The organism is Pseudarthrobacter sp. C4D7 (assembly GCF_013359725.1).
In the GTDB taxonomy this organism is placed as follows: domain Bacteria; phylum Actinomycetota; class Actinomycetes; order Actinomycetales; family Micrococcaceae; genus Arthrobacter.
On the sequence record NZ_JABFMW010000019.1, the window covers coordinates 66,169 to 84,927 of the forward strand.

General features: G+C 67.1%; 15 protein-coding genes. 6 read left to right on the forward strand and 9 right to left on the reverse strand.

The window, feature by feature from the left end; all coding sequences use genetic code 11:
- Positions 1-15: 15 nt before the first annotated feature.
- Positions 16-2,184, reverse strand: a complete 2,169-nt coding sequence (locus HNO81_RS13850) for a bifunctional diguanylate cyclase/phosphodiesterase (protein WP_254703480.1) — start codon at positions 2,182-2,184, stop codon at positions 16-18.
- 148 nt (positions 2,185-2,332) lie between these two features.
- A complete protein-coding gene (locus HNO81_RS13855; RefSeq protein WP_175318683.1) occupies positions 2,333-2,602 on the reverse strand; it encodes a GlsB/YeaQ/YmgE family stress response membrane protein in 270 nt (89 codons plus the stop codon).
- 199 nt (positions 2,603-2,801) lie between these two features.
- Between HNO81_RS13855 and HNO81_RS13860 the strand changes: the two genes are divergently transcribed.
- Positions 2,802-3,665, forward strand: coding sequence for an HAD family hydrolase (locus HNO81_RS13860; protein WP_175318684.1), 864 nt, complete (start codon positions 2,802-2,804; stop codon positions 3,663-3,665).
- On the opposite strand, the gene HNO81_RS13865 is transcribed toward HNO81_RS13860, so the two are convergent.
- Positions 3,662-5,038 carry a UDP-glucose/GDP-mannose dehydrogenase family protein gene (locus tag HNO81_RS13865; RefSeq protein WP_175318685.1) on the reverse strand — a complete coding sequence of 459 codons (1,377 nt, stop codon included), beginning with the start codon at positions 5,036-5,038 and terminating at the stop codon, positions 3,662-3,664. The genes HNO81_RS13860 and HNO81_RS13865 overlap by 4 nt on opposite strands.
- Positions 5,035-6,192 (reverse strand): glycosyltransferase family 1 protein, encoded by a 1,158-nt coding sequence (locus HNO81_RS13870; protein ID WP_175318686.1) that lies wholly within the window; start codon positions 6,190-6,192, stop codon positions 5,035-5,037. Before HNO81_RS13870 ends, HNO81_RS13865 begins: the two co-directional genes overlap by 4 nt.
- Positions 6,193-6,456: 264 nt before the next feature.
- Here HNO81_RS13870 and HNO81_RS13875 point away from each other — a divergent pair, with 264 nt between their 5' ends.
- Positions 6,457-6,960: a PRC-barrel domain-containing protein gene (locus tag HNO81_RS13875; RefSeq protein ID WP_175318687.1), complete on the forward strand. Its 504-nt coding sequence runs from the start codon at positions 6,457-6,459 to the stop codon at positions 6,958-6,960.
- Positions 6,961-7,301: 341 nt separating this feature from the next.
- Entirely contained in the window at positions 7,302-8,618 is a 1,317-nt protein-coding gene (locus tag HNO81_RS13880) for a DUF6350 family protein (RefSeq protein WP_175318688.1), read from the forward strand.
- A gap of 13 nt (positions 8,619-8,631) precedes the next feature.
- On the opposite strand, the gene HNO81_RS13885 is transcribed toward HNO81_RS13880, so the two are convergent.
- Positions 8,632-9,063: a hypothetical protein gene (locus HNO81_RS13885; protein ID WP_175318689.1), complete on the reverse strand. Its 432-nt coding sequence runs from the start codon at positions 9,061-9,063 to the stop codon at positions 8,632-8,634.
- Between the two features lie 39 nt (positions 9,064-9,102).
- Between HNO81_RS13885 and purN the strand changes: the two genes are divergently transcribed.
- The gene (gene purN, locus HNO81_RS13890; RefSeq protein WP_175318690.1) at positions 9,103-9,684 is read left to right on the forward strand and encodes a phosphoribosylglycinamide formyltransferase; all 582 of its coding nucleotides are present in this window, start codon (positions 9,103-9,105) and stop codon (positions 9,682-9,684) included.
- A 5-nt stretch (positions 9,685-9,689) separates the two neighbouring features.
- Here the strand turns inward: purN and HNO81_RS13895 are convergent, their stop codons facing one another.
- The gene (locus HNO81_RS13895; RefSeq protein ID WP_175318691.1) at positions 9,690-11,042 is read right to left on the reverse strand and encodes an MFS transporter; all 1,353 of its coding nucleotides are present in this window, start codon (positions 11,040-11,042) and stop codon (positions 9,690-9,692) included.
- A gap of 141 nt (positions 11,043-11,183) precedes the next feature.
- On the opposite strand from HNO81_RS13895, the gene purH reads away from it, so the two are divergent.
- Positions 11,184-12,869 carry a bifunctional phosphoribosylaminoimidazolecarboxamide formyltransferase/IMP cyclohydrolase gene (gene purH, locus HNO81_RS13900; RefSeq protein WP_175318692.1) on the forward strand — a complete coding sequence of 562 codons (1,686 nt, stop codon included), beginning with the start codon at positions 11,184-11,186 and terminating at the stop codon, positions 12,867-12,869.
- A 351-nt stretch (positions 12,870-13,220) separates the two neighbouring features.
- On the opposite strand, the gene HNO81_RS13905 is transcribed toward purH, so the two are convergent.
- A complete protein-coding gene (locus HNO81_RS13905) occupies positions 13,221-14,189 on the reverse strand; it encodes a serine protease (RefSeq protein WP_175318693.1) in 969 nt (322 codons plus the stop codon).
- 341 nt (positions 14,190-14,530) lie between these two features.
- On the opposite strand from HNO81_RS13905, the gene HNO81_RS13910 reads away from it, so the two are divergent.
- Complete coding sequence (locus HNO81_RS13910; protein ID WP_175318694.1) at positions 14,531-16,750, forward strand: NADP-dependent isocitrate dehydrogenase; 2,220 nt, start codon at positions 14,531-14,533, stop codon at positions 16,748-16,750.
- Between the two features lie 92 nt (positions 16,751-16,842).
- Here HNO81_RS13910 and HNO81_RS13915 read toward each other — a convergent pair whose 3' ends face one another.
- Together HNO81_RS13915 and HNO81_RS13920 are read right to left on the reverse strand one after the other, a co-directional pair.
- A complete protein-coding gene (locus HNO81_RS13915) occupies positions 16,843-17,343 on the reverse strand; it encodes a hypothetical protein (protein ID WP_371818264.1) in 501 nt (166 codons plus the stop codon).
- Positions 17,340-18,587 carry a serine/threonine-protein kinase gene (locus HNO81_RS13920; RefSeq protein WP_175318703.1) on the reverse strand — a complete coding sequence of 416 codons (1,248 nt, stop codon included), beginning with the start codon at positions 18,585-18,587 and terminating at the stop codon, positions 17,340-17,342. The genes HNO81_RS13915 and HNO81_RS13920 overlap by 4 nt, the downstream gene beginning before the upstream one ends.
- Positions 18,588-18,759: the final 172 nt, after the last annotated feature.

The following is an 18,759-nucleotide window of genomic DNA, read 5'->3' on the forward strand; positions in this document are numbered from 1 at the left end:
CCCGGACGCTTCGGGCTACCTGCCCTTCAACGCGCTGAGGGCTTCTCCCGCGTGGTGCAAAGCCTGGTGCAGCCTGTCGCCGGGCTCCGGCAGCGAGAACAGGTACCCCTGCAGCGAATCGCACTCCAGCGCCGTCAGGTAGTCCGCTTGGGCCGCAGTCTCAATACCCTCCGCCGTAACGGTCAGGCCCAGGCTGTGCGCCATGTTGATCATGGAGCTGAGGATCGGCAGGCGCTCATTGCCCGTCCGCACCATGGACACGAACGTTTTGTCGATCTTGACGGTGTCCACGGGCAGGTCCTGCAGCCGGCCCAGCGAGGAATAGCCGGTGCCGAAGTCATCCAGCGCCACCCGCACGCCCGCGTCCCGCAGCGCGCTGAGCTGCTGGATCAGGCTGCAGTCGGCGTCGAAGAAGACGCTCTCGGTTACTTCCACGACCAGCTGGTAGGGCGCCACCCCGCTGGCTTCGGCCAGGCGCAGCACATTCCCCGCGAAGTCGGGTTCCTGCAGCTGGACGCCGGAGACGTTCACGGCCAGGGACCGCGACGGGTCCTCGCTGAGCCATTGCGCCAGCTGGACCATTCCGGTGGCCATTACTTCGGCCCCGATCTCGCTGATCAGTCCGGTGCGCTCGGCGAGCGGGATGAAGACCGACGGCGGTATCCGTTCCCCGTCCCGGTCCCACCTGGCGAGGGCCTCCAGCTGGACCACCTGCCCCATCCGGTGCGACACGATCGGCTGGAAGTCCACGGTGATCTCGCCCCGGGCGACGGCCAGCTGGAGGCCGCCCTCCATATGCGTCCGCTGCACCAGTGCCTGCATCATGTCCGGGTGAAAGCGCAGGAACCGGTTCTTGCCGGCCGCCTTGGCCGCGTACATGGCAATGTCCGCGTGCCGCAGCAGCTCGGACGGGCCCACGCTGTCCTGTCCCAGGGAGGCGAGCCCCAGGCTCAGGCTGGGACGGAGGACGGTGCCGGCGATGGTCACCGGAACGTGCAGGCAGCGCACGATGCACGCCGCAATCGCATCCGCATCGGGGCAGGCCGTCAGGAGCACCACGAATTCGTCGCCGCCCAGCCGGGCCACGACGTCGGCCGTGGGAACGCAGCCGCGGAGCCTGCGCGCCACCTCGACGAGCATGTCATCGCCTGCCTGGTGGCCGAGGATGTCGTTGACTTCCTTGAAGTCGTCCAGGTCAAGGAGCAGCACATCCACGGTCTTCAGCCGCGGTTCCTGCAATGATTCGGCCAGGGCGTCGTTGAAGACAGCCCGGTTGGCGAGCCCCGTCAGCGGGTCCTGGAAGGCCATGGCGCGCAGCTTTTCGGCCTGCACGGCGAGGTCCATCATGGCCTGTTGCGCCTGCTCCTGGGCTCTCCGGCGCGGCGTCACATCGCGGAAGCTCCACACCCGCCCCACGATCTGCTCGCCGACCCGCTGCGGGCGGGAATACCGTTCGAAGGTGCGGCCGTCCCGGAACTCGACAACGTCGTGGCTTTCGGCCGCCGGTTCCTGCTGGAGTTCACCCAGCCGTGCGGCAAAGACCACCGGGTCCGCCACCTGCCCCACGATGAGCTGCATGACCGGTTCATCGCTGGTGCCCTGCATCAGCTCCGGAGGGATGCCCCACATGGTGAGGAACTGCTCATTGAATCCGGCCACGCTGCCGTCGGTGCCGATCACCAGGATGCCGTCGGCGGTGGATTCCAGGGTCGCCGCCAGCAGGGACATGGCTTCCCGCAGGTTGGCGTCAGCGGTCCTGCGGTGGGCAGTGCCGCGGGCAGAAAGCAGCAGCCGTGCGCCTGCCGGGTCCGTGATGCCTGCACCGGTGGTGGGCGTGCCTTCGTGGTGGCGGGGGAGGAGCGCCGCTGCAAGTTCTATGGGGACTTCGGTTCCGTCGCGGCGCAGGGCAGTGACGTCCCGGGGTGTTGGATGCCCTTCCGGCAGGCTGTGGAGCAGGTCCAGCAGCTGGGCTACGTCGTCACGGAAGCCCTCGCCGAACAGCTGCCGGTGGTCCATGCCCGTGAAGGCTTCCTGCTCCAGCGCAAACAAGCGTGCCGCTGCCACATTGGCGGCAAGCACGGTGCCGTCCGCGGCCAGGGCCAGGAGCGCATCCGGGCTGGCGTCCATGACGACGCCAAAATTTTGTAATGCCACATTGTTGTCACGGCCCGTAAAACCGGTCATCACACCACCCCTTCGCAATCATAAAGGCGGCAAGGCCGAGTTGGGCCGGTAATCGGCACAACACATTTGTTGCGGTTGCAGAGGACATGAAAAGGCGCCGTCCTCCTTTTGGAGTCCGGCGCCTTTTGGTAATGGCGTGGATAGACGGTTACGCGCGGCGGCCGCTGCGGTTGGTGACGGCGCCGTAGATCAGCAGCACGATGATGGAGCCCAGGATGGCCAGCAGCCAAGTCCTGATGTCGAAGAACTCTGCGAGGCCACCGCCGAAGATCAGCGATCCGATCCAGCCGCCCAGGATGGCTCCCACGACGCCGAGGACCATGGTGATCACCCAGCCGCCGCCTTGGCGGCCCGGCAGGATGGCCTTTGCAATGGCTCCAGCAATCAGGCCCAAAATGAGAAATCCGATAATGCCCATGTTGCCACTCCTTGTCAGTAAGTTGTGCCGGGCCCCCATTTCCGGTTCCCTCATTCAATCAGCAGGCTTACTACTCTGCAAGGCCCTGAATATCACAGGATGACTGTCAGTTTCCCGGGAATTAGCGGAATTCATCGCCGCGGGAAATGCGGCTGCCGATAGGATTGTGGATCCCTGCATCTGACGAAGGAGCCCCGGCATGTCCAGCCAGACCCAGCGGCCGCGGGCCATATTCCTCGATATCGACGGTACCTATGCTGACCATGGACTTGCCCCGGCAGCGCACGTTGAGGCGGTGCGGACAGCCCGTCAGCTGGGCCACCTGGTGTTCGTCTGCACCGGACGTCCGCTCTCCATGGTTCCAGGGCACATCCTGGATGCGGGATTCGACGGCACCATAACCGGCGCCGGTGCCAGGGTGGAGCTCAACGGTGAGGTCCTCAAGGACACGCGGTTCGAGTCGGAACTGGCGGCGCGCATTGTTGGGACGTTGGACGCCCACGGCGCGGCCTACATCCTGGAAGCCCCGGAGGCCCTCTACGGGCGGACAGGCGTGGACGTGCGCCTCCGGGAGGTGCTGGGACCCATCTTTGCAGGCCGCCCACAGCACGACGGCGTCCTCGGCACCGACGTGGATCCGCTGGAGGACATCCTGGGACCCATGCAGTACGCGGACGACCTCCGCGCAACGTCCTACGCGAAGATCTCCTGCTTTGACTCAGCGGTGCCGCTGTCCGGCCTCATGGAATCCTTCGGCCCGGGGGTGGGGCTGATCCCCAGTTCCCTGTCGGCGCTGGGTGGGCGTGCCGGGGAAATCTTCATGGCCGGCACCCACAAGGCCGTGGGGATCCAGGTGGTGGAAGCCCGGCTCGGCCTGGACCGGGCAGACATCGTGGCTATCGGCGACAGCGCCAATGACATCGAAATGCTCGAGTACGCGGGGGTGGGCATCGCCGTGGAAGGCGGCCATCCCGCCGTTCTCGCCGCAGCGGACAGGGTCACCGCCGCCCCGGCCGGCGGCGGAGTAGCCCTTGCCCTCGCGGAGCTGGGGCTGCTGGGCTAACCCCGGGCTCCGGCCGCCACTGTCGCAGGGACGTCGGCGGGAGTCCCCAGCCCACGCACCACCCAGCCCTGTTCCCGCCAGGCTGCTGCATCCAGCACGTTGCGTGCGTCCAGGACCACGCGGCGCCGTACCTGCTGCCCGGCCGCCGCGGGACACAGCTGCCGGTACTCGTCCCACTCGGTGAGGAGCAGCACCAGCCCAGCCCCCTGGAGTGCCTTTTCCGTGGACGCCTCAAAGCGCAGGCGCGGGTAGCGGCGCCAGGCAAGGTTCACCGCCTTGGGGTCCGTTACGGTGACGTGGGCGCCGGCTGCGGCCAGCCGGTCCGCCACATCCAGGGCAGGGGAGTCACGGATGTCATCCGTCTCGGGTTTGAACGATGCACCCAGCACGGTAATGGCACGCCCGGCGAGGCTCCCGCCGCACAGCTCCGCCGCGAGGTCCACCGTACGTTCGCGCTGGCCCAGGTTCACCGCATCCACCAGCCGCATCCAGTCCTCCAGCGCGGGCACACCCAAGGTGGCGGCCTGGGCGCGGAAGCTGCGGATGTCCTTGGGCAGGCAGCCGCCGCCGAAACCAAGCCCCGCCTGCAGGTACCGGCCGCCGATCCGCGGGTCCAGTCCCATTGCCTCGCCCAGTTCGCCGACATCGGCGCCTGCGGCATCGCACAGTCCGGCAACCGCGTTGATGAAACTGACCTTCGTGGCCAGAAAGGCGTTCGCGGCCGACTTGATGAGCTCGGCCGTGGCGAAGTTGCAGACCAGGCGCGGAATGCCGGCAGCCAGCAACGGCTCATAGACCGCGTCAAGGGCCGCCGTCACCCCCACTGCCGCGCCGGATGCGGGATGAAACGCTGCGGCCCGGCCGCCGGCCACGCCGTAGACCAGGCGGTCCGGCACCAGGGAATCCTTCACGGCCGTGCCCTGCCGAAGGAACTCTGGATTCCAGCCGAGCAGCACGTCAGGCCGCGCGGCGAGGACGTCCCGGAGCATCTCCACTGTGCCAACAGGCACCGTGGACTTACCCACGACGACGGCGCCCGCGGCCAGGTGCGGCAGCACGGCCGTCGCGGCGGAGACCAGGAAGGTGAGGTCGGCGGCGTCGGACGCCTTGTCCTGTGGCGTCCCCACGCACAAAAAGTGCACCTGTGCGTCCGCCGCGTCGGCGGGATCGGTGGAGAAGCGCAGCCGCCCGGTGGCGCGGCCGTGCTCCAGGAGTTCATCCAGGCCAGGTTCGTGGAACGGGGCGGCTCCCCGGGCCAGCTGTGCCACCTTGCCGGGGTCCACGTCGATGCCCACGACCGTATGGCCCATGGACGCCAGCGTTGCCGCGTGCACCGCGCCGAGGTAGCCGCAGCCAATAACGGAAACGATCATGAAGAGGCTCCTGCCCTTGAGGTCTTCGGGGGCGGTACGGAAGCCCCCGCGATAACGTCGGCGTAGTGCTGCACGAGTTCCGTGCAGAGCGCCGGCCAGGTCCTGCCCTGGACCGATGCGTGTGCTGCCGCGGCAAACGCCCGGCGCTTGGCGTCGTCGCCCACCAGGTCCTGCACGCGGGTGCGCATCGCGGCCAGGTCTCCCGGTTCGTAGAGCCACCCGGTGCGCGAGTTTTCCACCAGGTCCAGCGGGCCGCCCCGGCCCGTGGCCACCACCGGCACACCCGATGCCATGGCCTCCTGGATGGTCTGGCAGAAGGTTTCGAACTCGCCGGGATGGACGAACAGATCGAACGATGCAACGGCCCGCGCCAAGTGGTCACCGCCCAGGAACCCGGTAAACGCCGCGTGGGGGAGGGCGGCCTCTAGGGCGGCCCGCTGCGGTCCGTCGCCCACCACTACCAGCCGGGTGTTGGGAATACCGGCCAGGGCGGCGAGATCTTGCACCTGCTTTTCGACGGCGAGCCTGCCCACATAGCCGATGATCCGTTCACCGCCGGGGGCCACAGAGGCCCGCCAGCCGTCGTCGCGCTTTTCCGGGGCAAACCGTGCCGTGTCAACGCCGCGGCGCCACATCCGTACCCGCGGGATGCCCCGGCCGCGCAGCTGGTTCAGCGCGAACGTGGAGGGCACCAAGGTGCGGGTGGCCAGCAAGTGGATGTTCTCCACCCGGTTCCATGCCCAGTTCTCCAGGAATGGAACGCCGTACCGGCCGGCGTAGCTGGGTATTTCGGTCTGGTAAACGGCCACGGTGGGAATCCCCAGTTGGTGCGCGGCCTGGGCGGCACGCCAGCCAAGGACGAACGGCGAGGCAAGATGCACCACGTCGGGCGCGTACTCGGCAAGGATTCGCTTGACCCGGTACACCCCTCCCAGTGCCACCCGCACATTCGCGTACCCGGCCAGCGGCACCGCAGGAAGCCGGTGGACCTCCGCCCCCTTGACCTGGTCTTCCCGCGCCCCGTCATCCCCGGAGGGGGCGATGACCAGCACGTCGTCGCCACGGTCCTGGAGATGGTCCAGGACCCGCAGGATGGAATGGGTGACGCCATTCATAAGCGGCAAAAAAGATTCGGCAACGATTGCGATCCTCACCTCTCCACCGTGGGGTCCGTCCTTGACGCGGCGGGGGAGGACGCATTACCCCGAGGAAAAGGCCAGGTGAACAACTGCCGCGGCGCCGGAAAAATTACTAAGCAGGCTTGGCATTTGATACTAAGCATGCTTACGGTAGTGGGGCATTCAGTCAGCGCAGAGCCTCAAGCAGCCGGGGCCGGACGCCGGGTGACGGGATCCAGCCCCGGTCCGGACCGTCCAGCGCTGGCAGATCCAGTGCACGGGACCATCCAAGGAGACGTCATGCTCAACAGGGAAAACCTTGAAAACCTGCTCACCAAGGGCGGGAACGTCGTCGGCTCAGACGGTGCGAAAATCGGTTCAATCGGCCAACTGTACGCGGACGATGACACGGGCGAGCCCACGTGGGTCACGGTCAAAACCGGGCTCTTCGGCACCTCCGAGTCGTTTGTTCCCGTAGAGGGCGCCCACCACCAGGGCGAGGACCTGGTGGTTCCCTTCACCAAGGAACACGTGAAGGATGCGCCGCGCGTGGACGCGGACGGCCACCTGACCCCCGAGGAAGAAGACCGGCTCTACACGTATTACGACCAAGGCGCACGCACCTACACCGAGGCGCTCGCCGGCGAGGCGCGGGATGCGGACGACGTGGACCTGCAGGGTGATGCAGACCTTAACGCCGGAACTCCAACGGACGGACTTGGTGCCGGCGGCGACAGCGGCGCCCACGACCGCGCACGGCTGCGCAAGTATGTCACCAGGACCAACGCGCAGGAGCATGAATAGGCCGGCCGGACTTAACTGAACGCTGGTGCAGCCGCGCTGAAGGCGTGGGCTGCACCAGCCAGTAGGACGAATATCTTCAGAACTTACGGTTCATCTCTCATTCGCGGCTCCTGTTGTCCCGGTTGGTTGAATCCGGGTTCATGGCCGGCGCTGTCCACGTCCGGCGGCGAGGGTGCTCCGCACTTTGCCCTCCGCGGGCCGGCGGGTCCCGGTTTCTACCAATTTTACGGCCGTGCAGGGCAAAAAGCGCCGCCGGGCGCAGCCCTGGGTCGGTGATCGGTGGCGCCCGGAAGCCTGTCGTTCGCGGGGGCGGGGCGCCCGGCGTGACACCATGGACCACGATGAAACTGCGCGCTGATCAGACCGGAGACCGTGGCCTTCCCATGCCGTTATGGCTGCAGGGCGCCCTTGAAGCGGCGCAGGCAGCCATTATTTCGGCCCTGGTGGTGGTGGCGCCCATCGTGGCAGTCTGGGCCACCGCGGGTTTCCAGAACGGCCAGTTCGAGGCCCTGGCCCGCCTGGCCGGCCAGTCGTGGCTCCTGGTCCACGGTGTGCCGCTGGAACTTGCCGGGACCGGACCCGGCACCGCCACGCACGGCGGATCCGGCATCCTGAGCCTGATTCCCCTGGGCCTGACCCTTATTCCGTTCGGCCTGGCCTGGCGTGCGGGCCGGCGTCTGGCCCGCGCCTCCTACACAGACCAGCTGTGGCAGGCACTCCTCGGATCCTGGGGTGTCTACGCAGCATTCGGCATGGCCACAGGCTTTGTTTGCCGCAGTGCCGATGTTGGCATCAACCTCTGGTACGCCATGCTGGTGCCCCTGGTCCCCTTCGGGCTGGGAATGGTCATCGGTGCGCGGCGGGAAGCCGAATCCTGGAGCCGCCTCATCGGCGTGGACGCCGTGGACTGGATCTCCCGTACCAGCCAGCACTCCCGCTGGGCCGGATCCTATTTCGCTTCGGTGGCCAAAGCGGGGTCTGTGGCCGTCCTATCTGCCCTTACCCTGGCCGCGGTCCTGCTGGCCGTTGACCTGTTCATCCACTGGAACCTGGTGGTGTCTGTCTACGAGGCACTCGACGCCGGTCCCGTGGGCGGTGCCGCCCTCACCATCGCGCAACTGGGCTTCCTGCCCAACCTGGTGATGTTCGCCCTCGCCTGGGCGTCCGGCGCCGGCTTCGCCATGGGGGAAGGTTCCGTGGCCGGGGCACTGGGCACCGCCGTCGGGCCCCTTCCATCCGTGCCGGTCCTGGCCGCCATCCCGTCGGGCTCCCTGGACTACGGGTTCGTTGCCTTGGTTGTTCCGGTGCTGGCCGGCGTCATGGCGGGATGGTGGTTCCTCCGCGAGGGTGAAAACCACTTCGACGAGTGGCTCGCCATCAAGGTCCACACCCGGTGGTTCACGGCCGCGGTGTCCACGCTGGTGCTCGGAGTGCTCGTTGGCGCTGCTGCGGGGCTGCTGACCGTGGGCCTGGCATGGATCGCCAGGGGATCAGCCGGGCTGGGCCGCCTGACCGCCATTGGTCCGGACCCGCTCTGGACGGGCCTGTGGGTGGCTGCCGAGGTGGGCGTCGGCGTGGTTATCGGTTACGCTGCCGGGCCATGGCTGGAACGGGAGAAGTCCGGGACCGCGGAGTTCGATGCGGAGCTTGTCCACTGATTCCGCCGGCGGGCTAACGGACCTTCGTGGGCAGCACGTCCTGGAATTGCGCCATGCAGGCGTGGGTGGCCCGGTCCGTCAGGGCCCGGCCCAGGCAGGCCTGGTACTCGCGGACCTGGTCAAACAGGATCATGGTGGTCACGATCAGCAGCACCATGACCGCTGCAACCACCATCCCTGAAATGGTGCCCAGGAGGACCAGTTTGGATTCCCTGAGCCGGATCGACCGGACCAGCAGCACAATCCCCAGGACCAGGCCCGCGGCGGTGAGCACCGCAGCCAGCCACAGGTAGGCGACGTCCAGCTGGTACACGAAGAACGCCCCCAGGACGGAGACCACGAACATCCGGAACAGGGTGTGGGTCTTGGCGAGGGAGGCTTTCGCCGCCTCACTGAGCGGGGATTTCGCCTGCTGCTGCCCGCTCCGGCCCGGTTCGCTGTTCATGTTTTCCAGCGTACGCGAGCCTGCACTTAAGCTGGACCAATGCGTATCGTCGTCCTCGTCTCCGGAACCGGGTCCAATCTTCAAGCAGTCATTGACGCCGTCAAGGCGGGGGAGCTTGGCGTGGACATCGCGGCGGTGGGCGCAGACCGCGAAGGAACCTACGGCGTCGAACGTTCCGCTGCAGCCGGCATCCCCACCTTCGTGGTGGACTTCAAGGCTTACCAGGACCGCGCGGACTGGAACCAGGCGCTGACCGAGGCTGTGGCTGCTTACCAGCCCGACGTGGTGGTTTCCTCCGGGTTCATGCGGATCGTCAGCCCCGGCTTCATCGACGCGTTCGGCGGCAGGTACCTCAACACGCACCCGGCACTGCTCCCCGCCTTTCCGGGCGCCCACGGCGTGCGCGATGCCATGGCATACGGCGTCAAAGTCACCGGCTGCACCGTCCACTGGGCCGACGCCGGGGTGGACACCGGCCCCATCATTGCCCAGGAAGCCGTGGCCATCGAGGACTCCGACACCGAGGAAACCCTGCACGAACGCATCAAGGTGGTGGAGCGCAAACTGCTCGTCTCCACCCTGGCGGCCCTCGCCGCCGACCCGGCGTACTCCGCCGCCTAGCGCGGTTACTGCAGGCGGGCCTGGCGCGTTTCGGGGGAGAAGAACGCCATCCACAGCACCGAGGCCAGCACCAGCGCGCCGGCCAGGGCGAAGGACGTGGCCAGCCCGAGTTCAGGCCAGAAGTAGCTGGCGAACACCAGCGGCCCGAACCCCGCTCCGAGCCGCGAGAACGTGGACGCCCAGCCGAATCCGGTGCCGCGCAGTTCGGTGGGGTACAGCTCGGACACATAGGCGTAGAGCACCGGGATGGCCACCTGCACCACGAACCCGAACACCAGCAGCCAGAACACCGCGGCCGTGGGGATGTCCACCACGAATGCCACGATCACCAGGGTCAGCGCCGACAGCGGCCCGGTGATGGCGAGGATCCATTTGCGGCCGACCCGTTCCACCAGGAGCGCTGCCACCACCACGCCGAGGAAGCCGACGGCGGCCATGGACGCCGTGGTGACGAAGGCCTTGTACTCGGCGAAGCCGGCGCCGATGAGGATCCTGGGCATCCACGTCAGGGACAGGTAGTACACCAGCAGGATGCTAAAGAACAGGGACCAGGCGGCAGCTGTAATTTTCCAGTTGAACTGCCACACCGAGCGCAGCTGCGTCCAGGCGCTGCCGGCGGAAAGCCGCTGGACGTCCCGGGCATCGGGAAGGCTGTACGCGCGTGGTTCCGCCCCCGTGGCTTTGACCAGGCCGTCAATGATTTTGGCGGCTTCATCCCTTCGGCCCTTCCGGATCAGGAACAGCGGGGACTCCGGCACGCTCCGCCGGATCCAGAAGACCAGCAGGGCAGGAAGCACCATCACCAGCATGGTCAGGCGCCAGTCCCCATAAAGTGCCACCAGGCCGGCCGAGACGAATCCTGCAAGGGCTGCGCCGACGGGCCACCAGCCGTCCATGGCGGTGAGTACTTTGCCGCGTTGCTTGCGGGGGGTGAACTCGCCCACCAGGGCGTAATCCACGGGAATGCAGCCGCCCAGGCCAAAGCCGGCCATGAACCTGAAGACGCAGAACCAGATGAAATCGGGCGCGAACGCGCCCAGGACGGTGAAGATGGAGAACAGGAGCAAAGTGGCAGTAAACGCCTTCTTCCGGCCCACGGTGTCCGCGATGGTGCCCCAGATGAAGGCACCCAGGGCCATGCCGACCAGGTTCGCCGTGCCTACCCACGCCGCCTCTCCGGCGGACAGCGACCAGTGCTTGGACAGCAACGGAATCAGAATGCCGTTCAGGGTCACGTCCCAGGCATCGAACATGAAACCCAGGCCCCCGATCAGGAAGATTTTGCCCTGGACTTTCCATCGCCAGGGCAGTTCCTGGACCACCTGTTCGCCGCTGGGCACAGTGGTGTAAGTGTTCATTGCCGCCTCCTGGTCAAACTTTAGCCCGGCCCGCCGCGTTCACACTCCGGCAGACACACGGGGCAACTGCGCCCGTCACGATAAACTGGCCCTATCCCCACCAACCGCGGCCTGGTTCCGCGAGATAAGACGGAGACATTTGTGAGCTTCACGCAGCATGAGCGCCTATCCATTGACCGTGTACCCATCCGCCGGGCGCTGATCTCGGTTTACGACAAAACCGGTCTGGAGGAGCTCGCCCAGGGCCTGCATGCAGCGGGCGTAAAGCTCGTCTCCACCGGGTCCACGGCCAAGAAGATCGCCGCCGCAGGCATTCCCGTGCAGGAGGTCGAGGAAGTCACCGGTTCGCCGGAGATGCTGGACGGCCGCGTCAAGACACTGCACCCGCGGGTGCACGGCGGGATCCTGGCGGACCGCCGCGTCCCGGCCCACATGGAAACCCTTGCCAGCATGGACATCGAAGCCTTTGACCTGGTGGTAGTGAACCTCTACCCGTTCGTGGAGACCGTCAAGTCCGGTGCCGCGCAGGACGACGTTGTGGAGCAGATCGACATCGGAGGCCCCGCCATGGTGCGGTCGGCCGCGAAGAACCACGCCGCCGTCGCCATTGTGGTGGATCCGTCCTTCTACGGCCAGGTGGTGGAAGCTGCCGCCGCCGGTGGCTTCGACCTGAAGACCCGCCGCCGCCTCGCCGCCAAGGCGTTCGCCCACACGGCAGCCTACGACAACGCCGTGGCCACCTGGACGGCAAGCCAGTTCCTGGACGAGGACGGCGACGGCGTCATCGACTGGCCCGCCTACGCCGGCCTGTCGCTGGAGCGCTCCGAGGTCCTGCGCTACGGCGAGAACCCGCACCAGCAGGCTGCCCTGTATGTGGATAAGGCTGCGCCGGTGGGCATCGCCCAGGCGGACCAGCTGCACGGCAAGGCCATGAGCTACAACAACTTCGTTGACGCCGACGCTGCCCTGCGCGCCGCCTACGACTTTGCCGAGCCCGCCGTCGCCATCATCAAGCACGCCAATCCGTGCGGCGTGGCCGTGGGATCCGCCGGTGCCGCGGACCCCATCGCCGACGCCCACGCCAAGGCCCATGCCTGCGATCCGGTCTCCGCGTTCGGTGGCGTGATCGCCGCGAACCGCACCGTGACCGCCGGCATGGCCAACACCGTCAAGGACATCTTCACGGAGGTGGTCATCGCTCCGGGATTCGAGCCGGAGGCCGTGGAAATCCTCTCCAAGAAGAAGAACATCCGCCTGCTGGCCCTGCCCGAGGGCTACGGCCGCTACCCCACGGAGTTCCGCCAGGTCTCCGGCGGCATGCTGGTGCAGGTCAGCGACAAGGTGGACGCCGACGGCGACAACCCCGCCAACTGGACCCTCGCCGCCGGTGAAGCCGCGGACGAAAAGACCCTCGCGGACCTCGCCTTCGCCTGGACCGCCTGCCGGGCCGCGAAGTCCAACGCCATCCTCCTGGCGGAGAACGGCGCCGCTGTGGGCATCGGCATGGGCCAGGTCAACCGCCTTGATTCGTGCCGCCTGGCAGTGGAGCGGGCCAACACGCTGGGCGTCACGGTGGAGTCCGACGTCGAGGGTGCCGGCGGTGCCTCCAACGCGGACGCGAGCGGCGCACCTGAGCGCGCCCGCGGTGCCGTTGCTGCCTCGGACGCGTTCTTCCCGTTCGCCGACGGCCTGCAGATCCTGGTTGACGCCGGCGTCCGCGCCGTGGTGCAGCCGGGCGGTTCTGTCCGGGATGAGGAAGTCATTGCCGCGGCCAACGCTGCCGGCATCACGATGTACTTCACGGGAGCCCGCCACTTCTTCCACTGATCCCACCGCATCGACTGCTCCCCACCGGTTCCCTACCCTCGCAGGCTCGGCCAGGGAACCCTACCGGTGTGGGCCCACGCATTTGTCGTTTTCACGCGTAGTAACGACAAATGCGGAGCAATCGATGGTGGCTTTAACAGACGACGGCGCCCGCCCCCTGCGAAGGGGACGGGCGCCGTCGTTGTTGTTTCGGTCTAGTCCTGGCCGTCCTGGCCTGGACCGGGCTCCGGAAGCTGAATCTCCCGGGGTTTCGCCGCAGCCATCCGTTCATCGGTCCAGTACGCGAGGACTTCCTCGCGGGACTGGGCCAGATCAACGTGGCTGACCGGATCCCCGTCCGGGTGTGGTTCCCTAGGAGGCCGCTGCATCGGCGTAGGTGGCCTCGATGACGGAACCCCAGTACGGGCCGTACATCACGGGGTTGCGGTTGTAGCCGTAACTGTTGATGGAGTTCTGGGCCCGGTTCGATCCAATGCCCATGAACCAGGGGCCGCCCGAGGAGCCGCCCGTCATGTCGCAGGGGATTCCCTGGGTGCCGAACTGCGGGTTGTTGGCATCATCGGTGGCAGTGCCGGTGCAGCTTTTGAGCGTCTCGCCGTTGAACGGTGACGCGGCCGGGTAGCCGTACGACGTGTAGGTCAAGCCCCGCGGCTGGTTGAAGGCCACGTCCGACCCGCCCACGACGTCGGTCAGCAGGCGGCCCTTGGCATCGGGAGCGACGACGGCGAACCCGGTGTCGTAGGTCATGTCGCCCTTGGACACCCACTGGGTGGGCGCGTACAGGGCGTCGGCGGCCCACTTGCCGTAGGGAGCGTTGCCGTTCTCGTAGGCGGGGATGAAGACGAAGTTGGTGGCGTAGGCGCCGGGACCTTCGTTCACGCAGTGCCCGGCCGTGGCCACGGTGCTGCTGTTGTCCGAGGTGACCGCGTTGCCCGAGCACACGTAGTTGGCGCCGCCCATGGTGAAGAAGACCTTGCCGATATGCGCGACGGGTTTCTCGCTCTGGGCGATGGTGGGTTTGCCTTTGGTGCCCTTGGTGGACGAGGGCTTGCCCTTGGCCGCCAGGAGGGCGCTGGAGCGGTTGCCGCGTTCCAGGGCCTTGCCGGCCAAGGTGTCTCCAGGCAGGGCGCTTTGCATCCGCTCGGGGGTCCAGTAGTCTGCTGCGCCGCCGGCATTGAGCGTGATGCTGGCGACCGAGGGGTTCGCCTTTCCGTCTGACGGTGCGGGGGTGGCTGAGGCTCCGCCGGCCGAGGTAAGAGCCAGCACGGCGGCCGCCGAGAGGGTGAGGAGGCCGGAAGCCAGAGACCTGGTGCGTGTCATTGTTGTCCTGTCTGAACGGGGTTGGGCCCTGGATCGGGAGTGACCTTGCGAATTTATCGCCACCCGCCACGTTTGTACACAGTAGTGAGATATCAGATACCCACCCAAGGGCCTTTCCCCCTGCGCGGGCCGCCGGCCGGGGTGACCACAGTGGCGACGCCGGGCCCCGGCACCCGCCCGCCGCCCGCCGTCGGCTGTTCTCCATCGCTGTAATCCTGCCCGCCGCCGGGGTAACTCTGGGACCCCGGTACGGCTCAAACCCTTGTCCTCGGGTAAGTTGTACATGGTGAAATAGACCGAATTTTTCACAACCAAGCCGACCCACAGGGAGACGCCCGCGCATGTCCAAGATTATCTACACCCACACCGACGAAGCGCCGATGCTGGCTACCTATTCGTTCCTGCCCATCATCGAGGCGTTCGCTTCGACTGCAGGTGTGGAGGTGGAGACCCGCGACATTTCGCTCGCCGGCCGCATCATTGCTGTGTTCGGTGACTACCTCACCCCCGAGCAGCAGATCGGTGACGCCCTTGCTGAACTCGGTGAGCTGGCGAAGACGCCGGAAGCCAACATCATCAAGCTGCCCAACATCAGCGCTTCCATCCCGCAGCTGAAGGCCGCCATCGCAGAGCTGCAGGGCCAGGGCTACGCGCTTCCGGATTACCCGGACAACCCGTCCTCCGACGAGGAAACCGCCATCCGTTCGCGCTATGACAAGATCAAGGGCTCGGCCGTGAACCCGGTCCTGCGCGAAGGCAACTCGGACCGCCGCGCTCCGCTGTCCGTCAAGAACTACGCCCGCCAGAACCCGCACTCCATGGGCGCGTGGACCCCTGAGTCCAAGACCAACGTGGCCACCATGGGCCAGGACGACTTCCGTTCCAACGAGAAGTCCGTGGTCATCGACACCGACGGCACCATCGCCATCCAGCTGGTCCGTGAAGACGGCTCGGTCAAGGTCCTGAAGAAGGCCTTCCCCGTCCTGGCCGGTGAGGTCATCGACGGCACCGTGATGCGCGCCGCCGCCCTGGACGAGTTCCTGAAGGCCCAGGTGGCCCGAGCCAAGGAAGAAGGCGTGCTGTTCTCCGCGCACCTGAAGGCCACCATGATGAAGGTCTCGGATCCCATCATCTTCGGCCACGTGGTGAAGGCCTACTTCGCCGAGCTGTTCGAGACCTACGGCAAGCAGCTTTCCGCCGCCGGCATCAGCCCCAACAACGGCCTTGCCGCCATCCTGAGCAGCCTTGAAGACCTGCCCGAAGATGTCCGCGCCGGCGTGCAGACCCTGATCAAGAAGGGCCTGGAAGACGGCCCAGCACTGGCCATGGTGGACTCCGACAAGGGCATCACCAGCCTGAACGTGCCCTCCGACATCATCGTTGACGCCTCCATGCCCGCCATGATCCGCACCTCCGGCCACATGTGGGGTCCGGACGGCAAGGAAGCCGACACCCTCGCAGTGCTGCCGGACAGCTCCTACGCCGGCATCTACCAGGTGGTCATCGACGATTGCCGCGCCAACGGCGCCTACGACCCCACCACCATGGGCACGGTCCCCAACGTGGGCCTCATGGCGCAGGCCGCCGAGGAATACGGCAGCCACGACAAGACGTTCGAAATCCAGGAAGCCGGCAAGGTGCAGATCGTGGATGGCTCCGGCAACGTCCTGGTGGAGCACGAGGTTTCCGAGGGCGACATCTGGCGCGCCTGCCAGACCAAGGACGCCCCGATCCGCGACTGGGTCAAGCTGGCCGTCACCCGCGCCCGCGCCTCCCAGACGCCCGCCGTGTTCTGGCTGGATGAGGAGCGCGCCCACGACGCCAACCTCATCGGCAAGGTTAACGAGTACCTGAAGGACCACGACACTGAGGGCCTGGACATCCAGATCATGGCCCCCGTCAAGGCCACCGCCTTCACCCTGGAACGCATCCGCAAGGGTGAGGACACCATTTCCGTTACGGGCAACGTGCTCCGCGACTACCTCACGGACTTGTTCCCCATCCTGGAACTGGGCACCAGCGCCAAGATGCTCTCGGTTGTTCCGCTGATGAACGGCGGCGGGCTCTTCGAGACCGGCGCCGGCGGATCCGCCCCTAAGCACGTCCAGCAGCTCCTGAAGGAAAACCACCTTCGCTGGGACAGCCTGGGTGAGTTCCTGGCCCTGGCCGTCAGCTTCGAGCACCTGGCCACCACCACGGGCAACGCCCGCGCCCAGGTCCTGGCCGACACGCTGGACCGCGCCACCGGCACGTTCCTGCTGGAGAACAAGTCCCCGAGCCGCCGCGCCGGCGAGCTGGACAACCGTGGCAGCCACTACTTCCTGGCCCGCTACTGGGCTGAAGAACTGGCCAAGCAGACGGACGACGCCGACCTGGCCGCCGCCTTCAGCTCCGTCGCCAACGAGCTTTCCGCCAACGAGGAAACCATCGTGGGCGAGCTGGCTGAGGTGCAGGGCTCACCGGTGGACATCGGAGGCTACTACCGCCCGGATGAGGCCAAGGCTTCCTCCGTCATGCGTCCCTCCGCCACCCTGAACAAGGTCATCTCCAGCCTGTCCTAGGACCAGCTGGCAGGGCAGTAAAGAAGCGGTGCCCCGGTTTCCACCGGGGCACCGCTTCTTTTGTTGTGCCGCCCCGCCAGGTGCGGTGCTGCTCAGTTCTTGCCCTTGCCCTTGTCGCCCTTGTTCTTGCCGGCGTCCGCACCGTTGCCGGTGGCGTCGCCCTGCGCCGGTGCCGGGCCGGGGGCTGCCTGCGAAGCGGGTGCCGGTGAAGGTTCCTCTGCTGCCTGGGCGGCGGCACGGGCATCTTCGGCTGCCTTCGCGGCCGCCGCCTGCGCAGCCACCGCGTCATTGAGGTCCGCGCGGACAGCGGTAGCCACCGTAATGATGCTGCGCCGGCGCTCTTCGGATACCTGGCCCTTCGCCTGCGCCGCCGAAAGGTCCGCCTCCAAACCTTCCAGCGCCTTGAGCGCGGCCGCCGGATCGTTCCGGGAGGATGCCTGGCTCACGTCAAGCACCCGGGCCTGGAGCTGGGTTGCGGCCTCGCGCTGCAGTCCGCTGCCCGGCGCCGCGCAGGCGTTGAGGACCGTTGCCGCCAGCAGTGCCGCCGCGCAGGCCAGCAGCAGCCGGCCCGGGGCGCCCTGCCCCAGGGTCACGGCGCCACGCTCTTTTGGAGCTCCTGAAGGTGGTCGCCCAGGGTACCGGTCACCGTCGGGTAGGGGACGACGTCGGCCGGGCGGGCGGAGATGCTCATCATCACCGCTGCGGCGGCCGCGGCAACCACCAGTACCCCAAGCAGCACGGCCAGCCAGATCCGCTGGTTCCGGGAGAGGCGGGGTTTTCGGACGCCCTTGGCTGCCGAACTGACGGCTGACCTCCCGGGCCTGGTTTCCGGGCTTGCTGACGCCAGGGCCGGCGTCCCAGCCCCGGTGGCGGCGGCTGCTTCCCGGACGTCGTCCACTGACTCTTCGGCAGTAATGGTGGGCGGGCGGAAAGGCATGGCGGGCAGGACCCGGGTGGCTTCCGGAGCCAGTTGCCCCGGCGTGGACGCGGGGGAGACCAGGGCCTGGCGCAGCGCCGTTTCGATCTCCGCTGCCGTGGGCCGGTCAAGCGGCTCGAGGGTGGTCATGGAACGGATGAGGTCGGCCCATTCGGGCGGGACGTCGTCGGGAATTTCCGGGGCGCGATGGAGCCTGGCAACCGCGGATTCCACCGCGCTGCCGGGGTACTCCACGCTGCCCTTGATGCACTCCAGCAGCACCAGCCCGAAGGAGTAGATATCCGTGGCGGAGGACAGCGGCTTCCCCAGCGCCTGCTCCGGGCTGAGGTAGGCGGCGGTACCCACCATGGTGCCCGTTGCGGTGAGGCGGGTGGAGTCGACAATCCTGGCGATGCCAAAATCCGTGAGCTTGGGCCGCAGCGGTTCGCCCGGCCGGATCTGGACCAGGAGGATGTTGCCCGGCTTGATGTCCCGGTGGATGATGCCAAGGTCGTGGACGTATGCCAGGGCATCGGCTATGCCGGCGCCGATGACGGACAGCTCCTCCAGCGGGACCCTGCTGTGGCGGATCCTGGCGCGCAGGTCCTGGCCCTCCACGAGCTCCATGGTCAGGAAGGGCCGCGGTTCGTCCGGAATGCGGTCGTCGATCCCGGCGTCGAACAGCGTCACCAGGCCCGGGTGGTTGAGCGTGGCCAGGAGTTGGATTTCCGCTTCCTGCCGTTTGAGCTCGTCGGCGTCCGGTGCCTGGGGTGCGAAGAGCTTCAACGCGACGTCGCGGCCCAGGTTTTCATCCCGCGCACAGTACACGGACGACATGCCGCCCCGGCCCACAACGTCACCCAAACGGTAGCGTCCGCCGACAACTTCATTCTTGGTGGAGCTAGGCAATTCCGCCACTATGACCGTTCCTCCCGGTGCGCTGCGGCACTGTCCTACCCCAAATTATACGGGCGGCAGGATCCACCCGGAGGTTGGCCAAGGCCTGCCCCCTGCAGGACGTCCTGTGCTGCGGCATCCGTTGATCCACCGCGCTAGTTGTAATTCCCACTGAGGTTGTGAACGCGGCTGATGG

What these genes read in the sequence shown, in the direction of transcription:
- HNO81_RS13850 (WP_254703480.1), bottom strand. Translation starts at nt 2,184, where the DNA reads ATGACCGGTTTTACGGGCCGTGACAACAATGTGGCATTACAAAATTTT.
- HNO81_RS13855 (WP_175318683.1), bottom strand. Translation starts at nt 2,602, where the DNA reads ATGGGCATTATCGGATTTCTCATTTTGGGCCTGATTGCTGGAGCCATT.
- HNO81_RS13860 (WP_175318684.1), top strand. Translation starts at nt 2,802, where the DNA reads ATGTCCAGCCAGACCCAGCGGCCGCGGGCCATATTCCTCGATATCGAC.
- HNO81_RS13865 (WP_175318685.1), bottom strand. Translation starts at nt 5,038, where the DNA reads ATGATCGTTTCCGTTATTGGCTGCGGCTACCTCGGCGCGGTGCACGCG.
- HNO81_RS13875 (WP_175318687.1), top strand. Translation starts at nt 6,457, where the DNA reads ATGCTCAACAGGGAAAACCTTGAAAACCTGCTCACCAAGGGCGGGAAC.
- HNO81_RS13880 (WP_175318688.1), top strand. Translation starts at nt 7,302, where the DNA reads ATGAAACTGCGCGCTGATCAGACCGGAGACCGTGGCCTTCCCATGCCG.
- HNO81_RS13885 (WP_175318689.1), bottom strand. Translation starts at nt 9,063, where the DNA reads ATGAACAGCGAACCGGGCCGGAGCGGGCAGCAGCAGGCGAAATCCCCG.
- purN (WP_175318690.1), top strand. Translation starts at nt 9,103, where the DNA reads ATGCGTATCGTCGTCCTCGTCTCCGGAACCGGGTCCAATCTTCAAGCA.
- HNO81_RS13895 (WP_175318691.1), bottom strand. Translation starts at nt 11,042, where the DNA reads ATGAACACTTACACCACTGTGCCCAGCGGCGAACAGGTGGTCCAGGAA.
- HNO81_RS13905 (WP_175318693.1), bottom strand. Translation starts at nt 14,189, where the DNA reads ATGACACGCACCAGGTCTCTGGCTTCCGGCCTCCTCACCCTCTCGGCG.
- HNO81_RS13910 (WP_175318694.1), top strand. Translation starts at nt 14,531, where the DNA reads ATGTCCAAGATTATCTACACCCACACCGACGAAGCGCCGATGCTGGCT.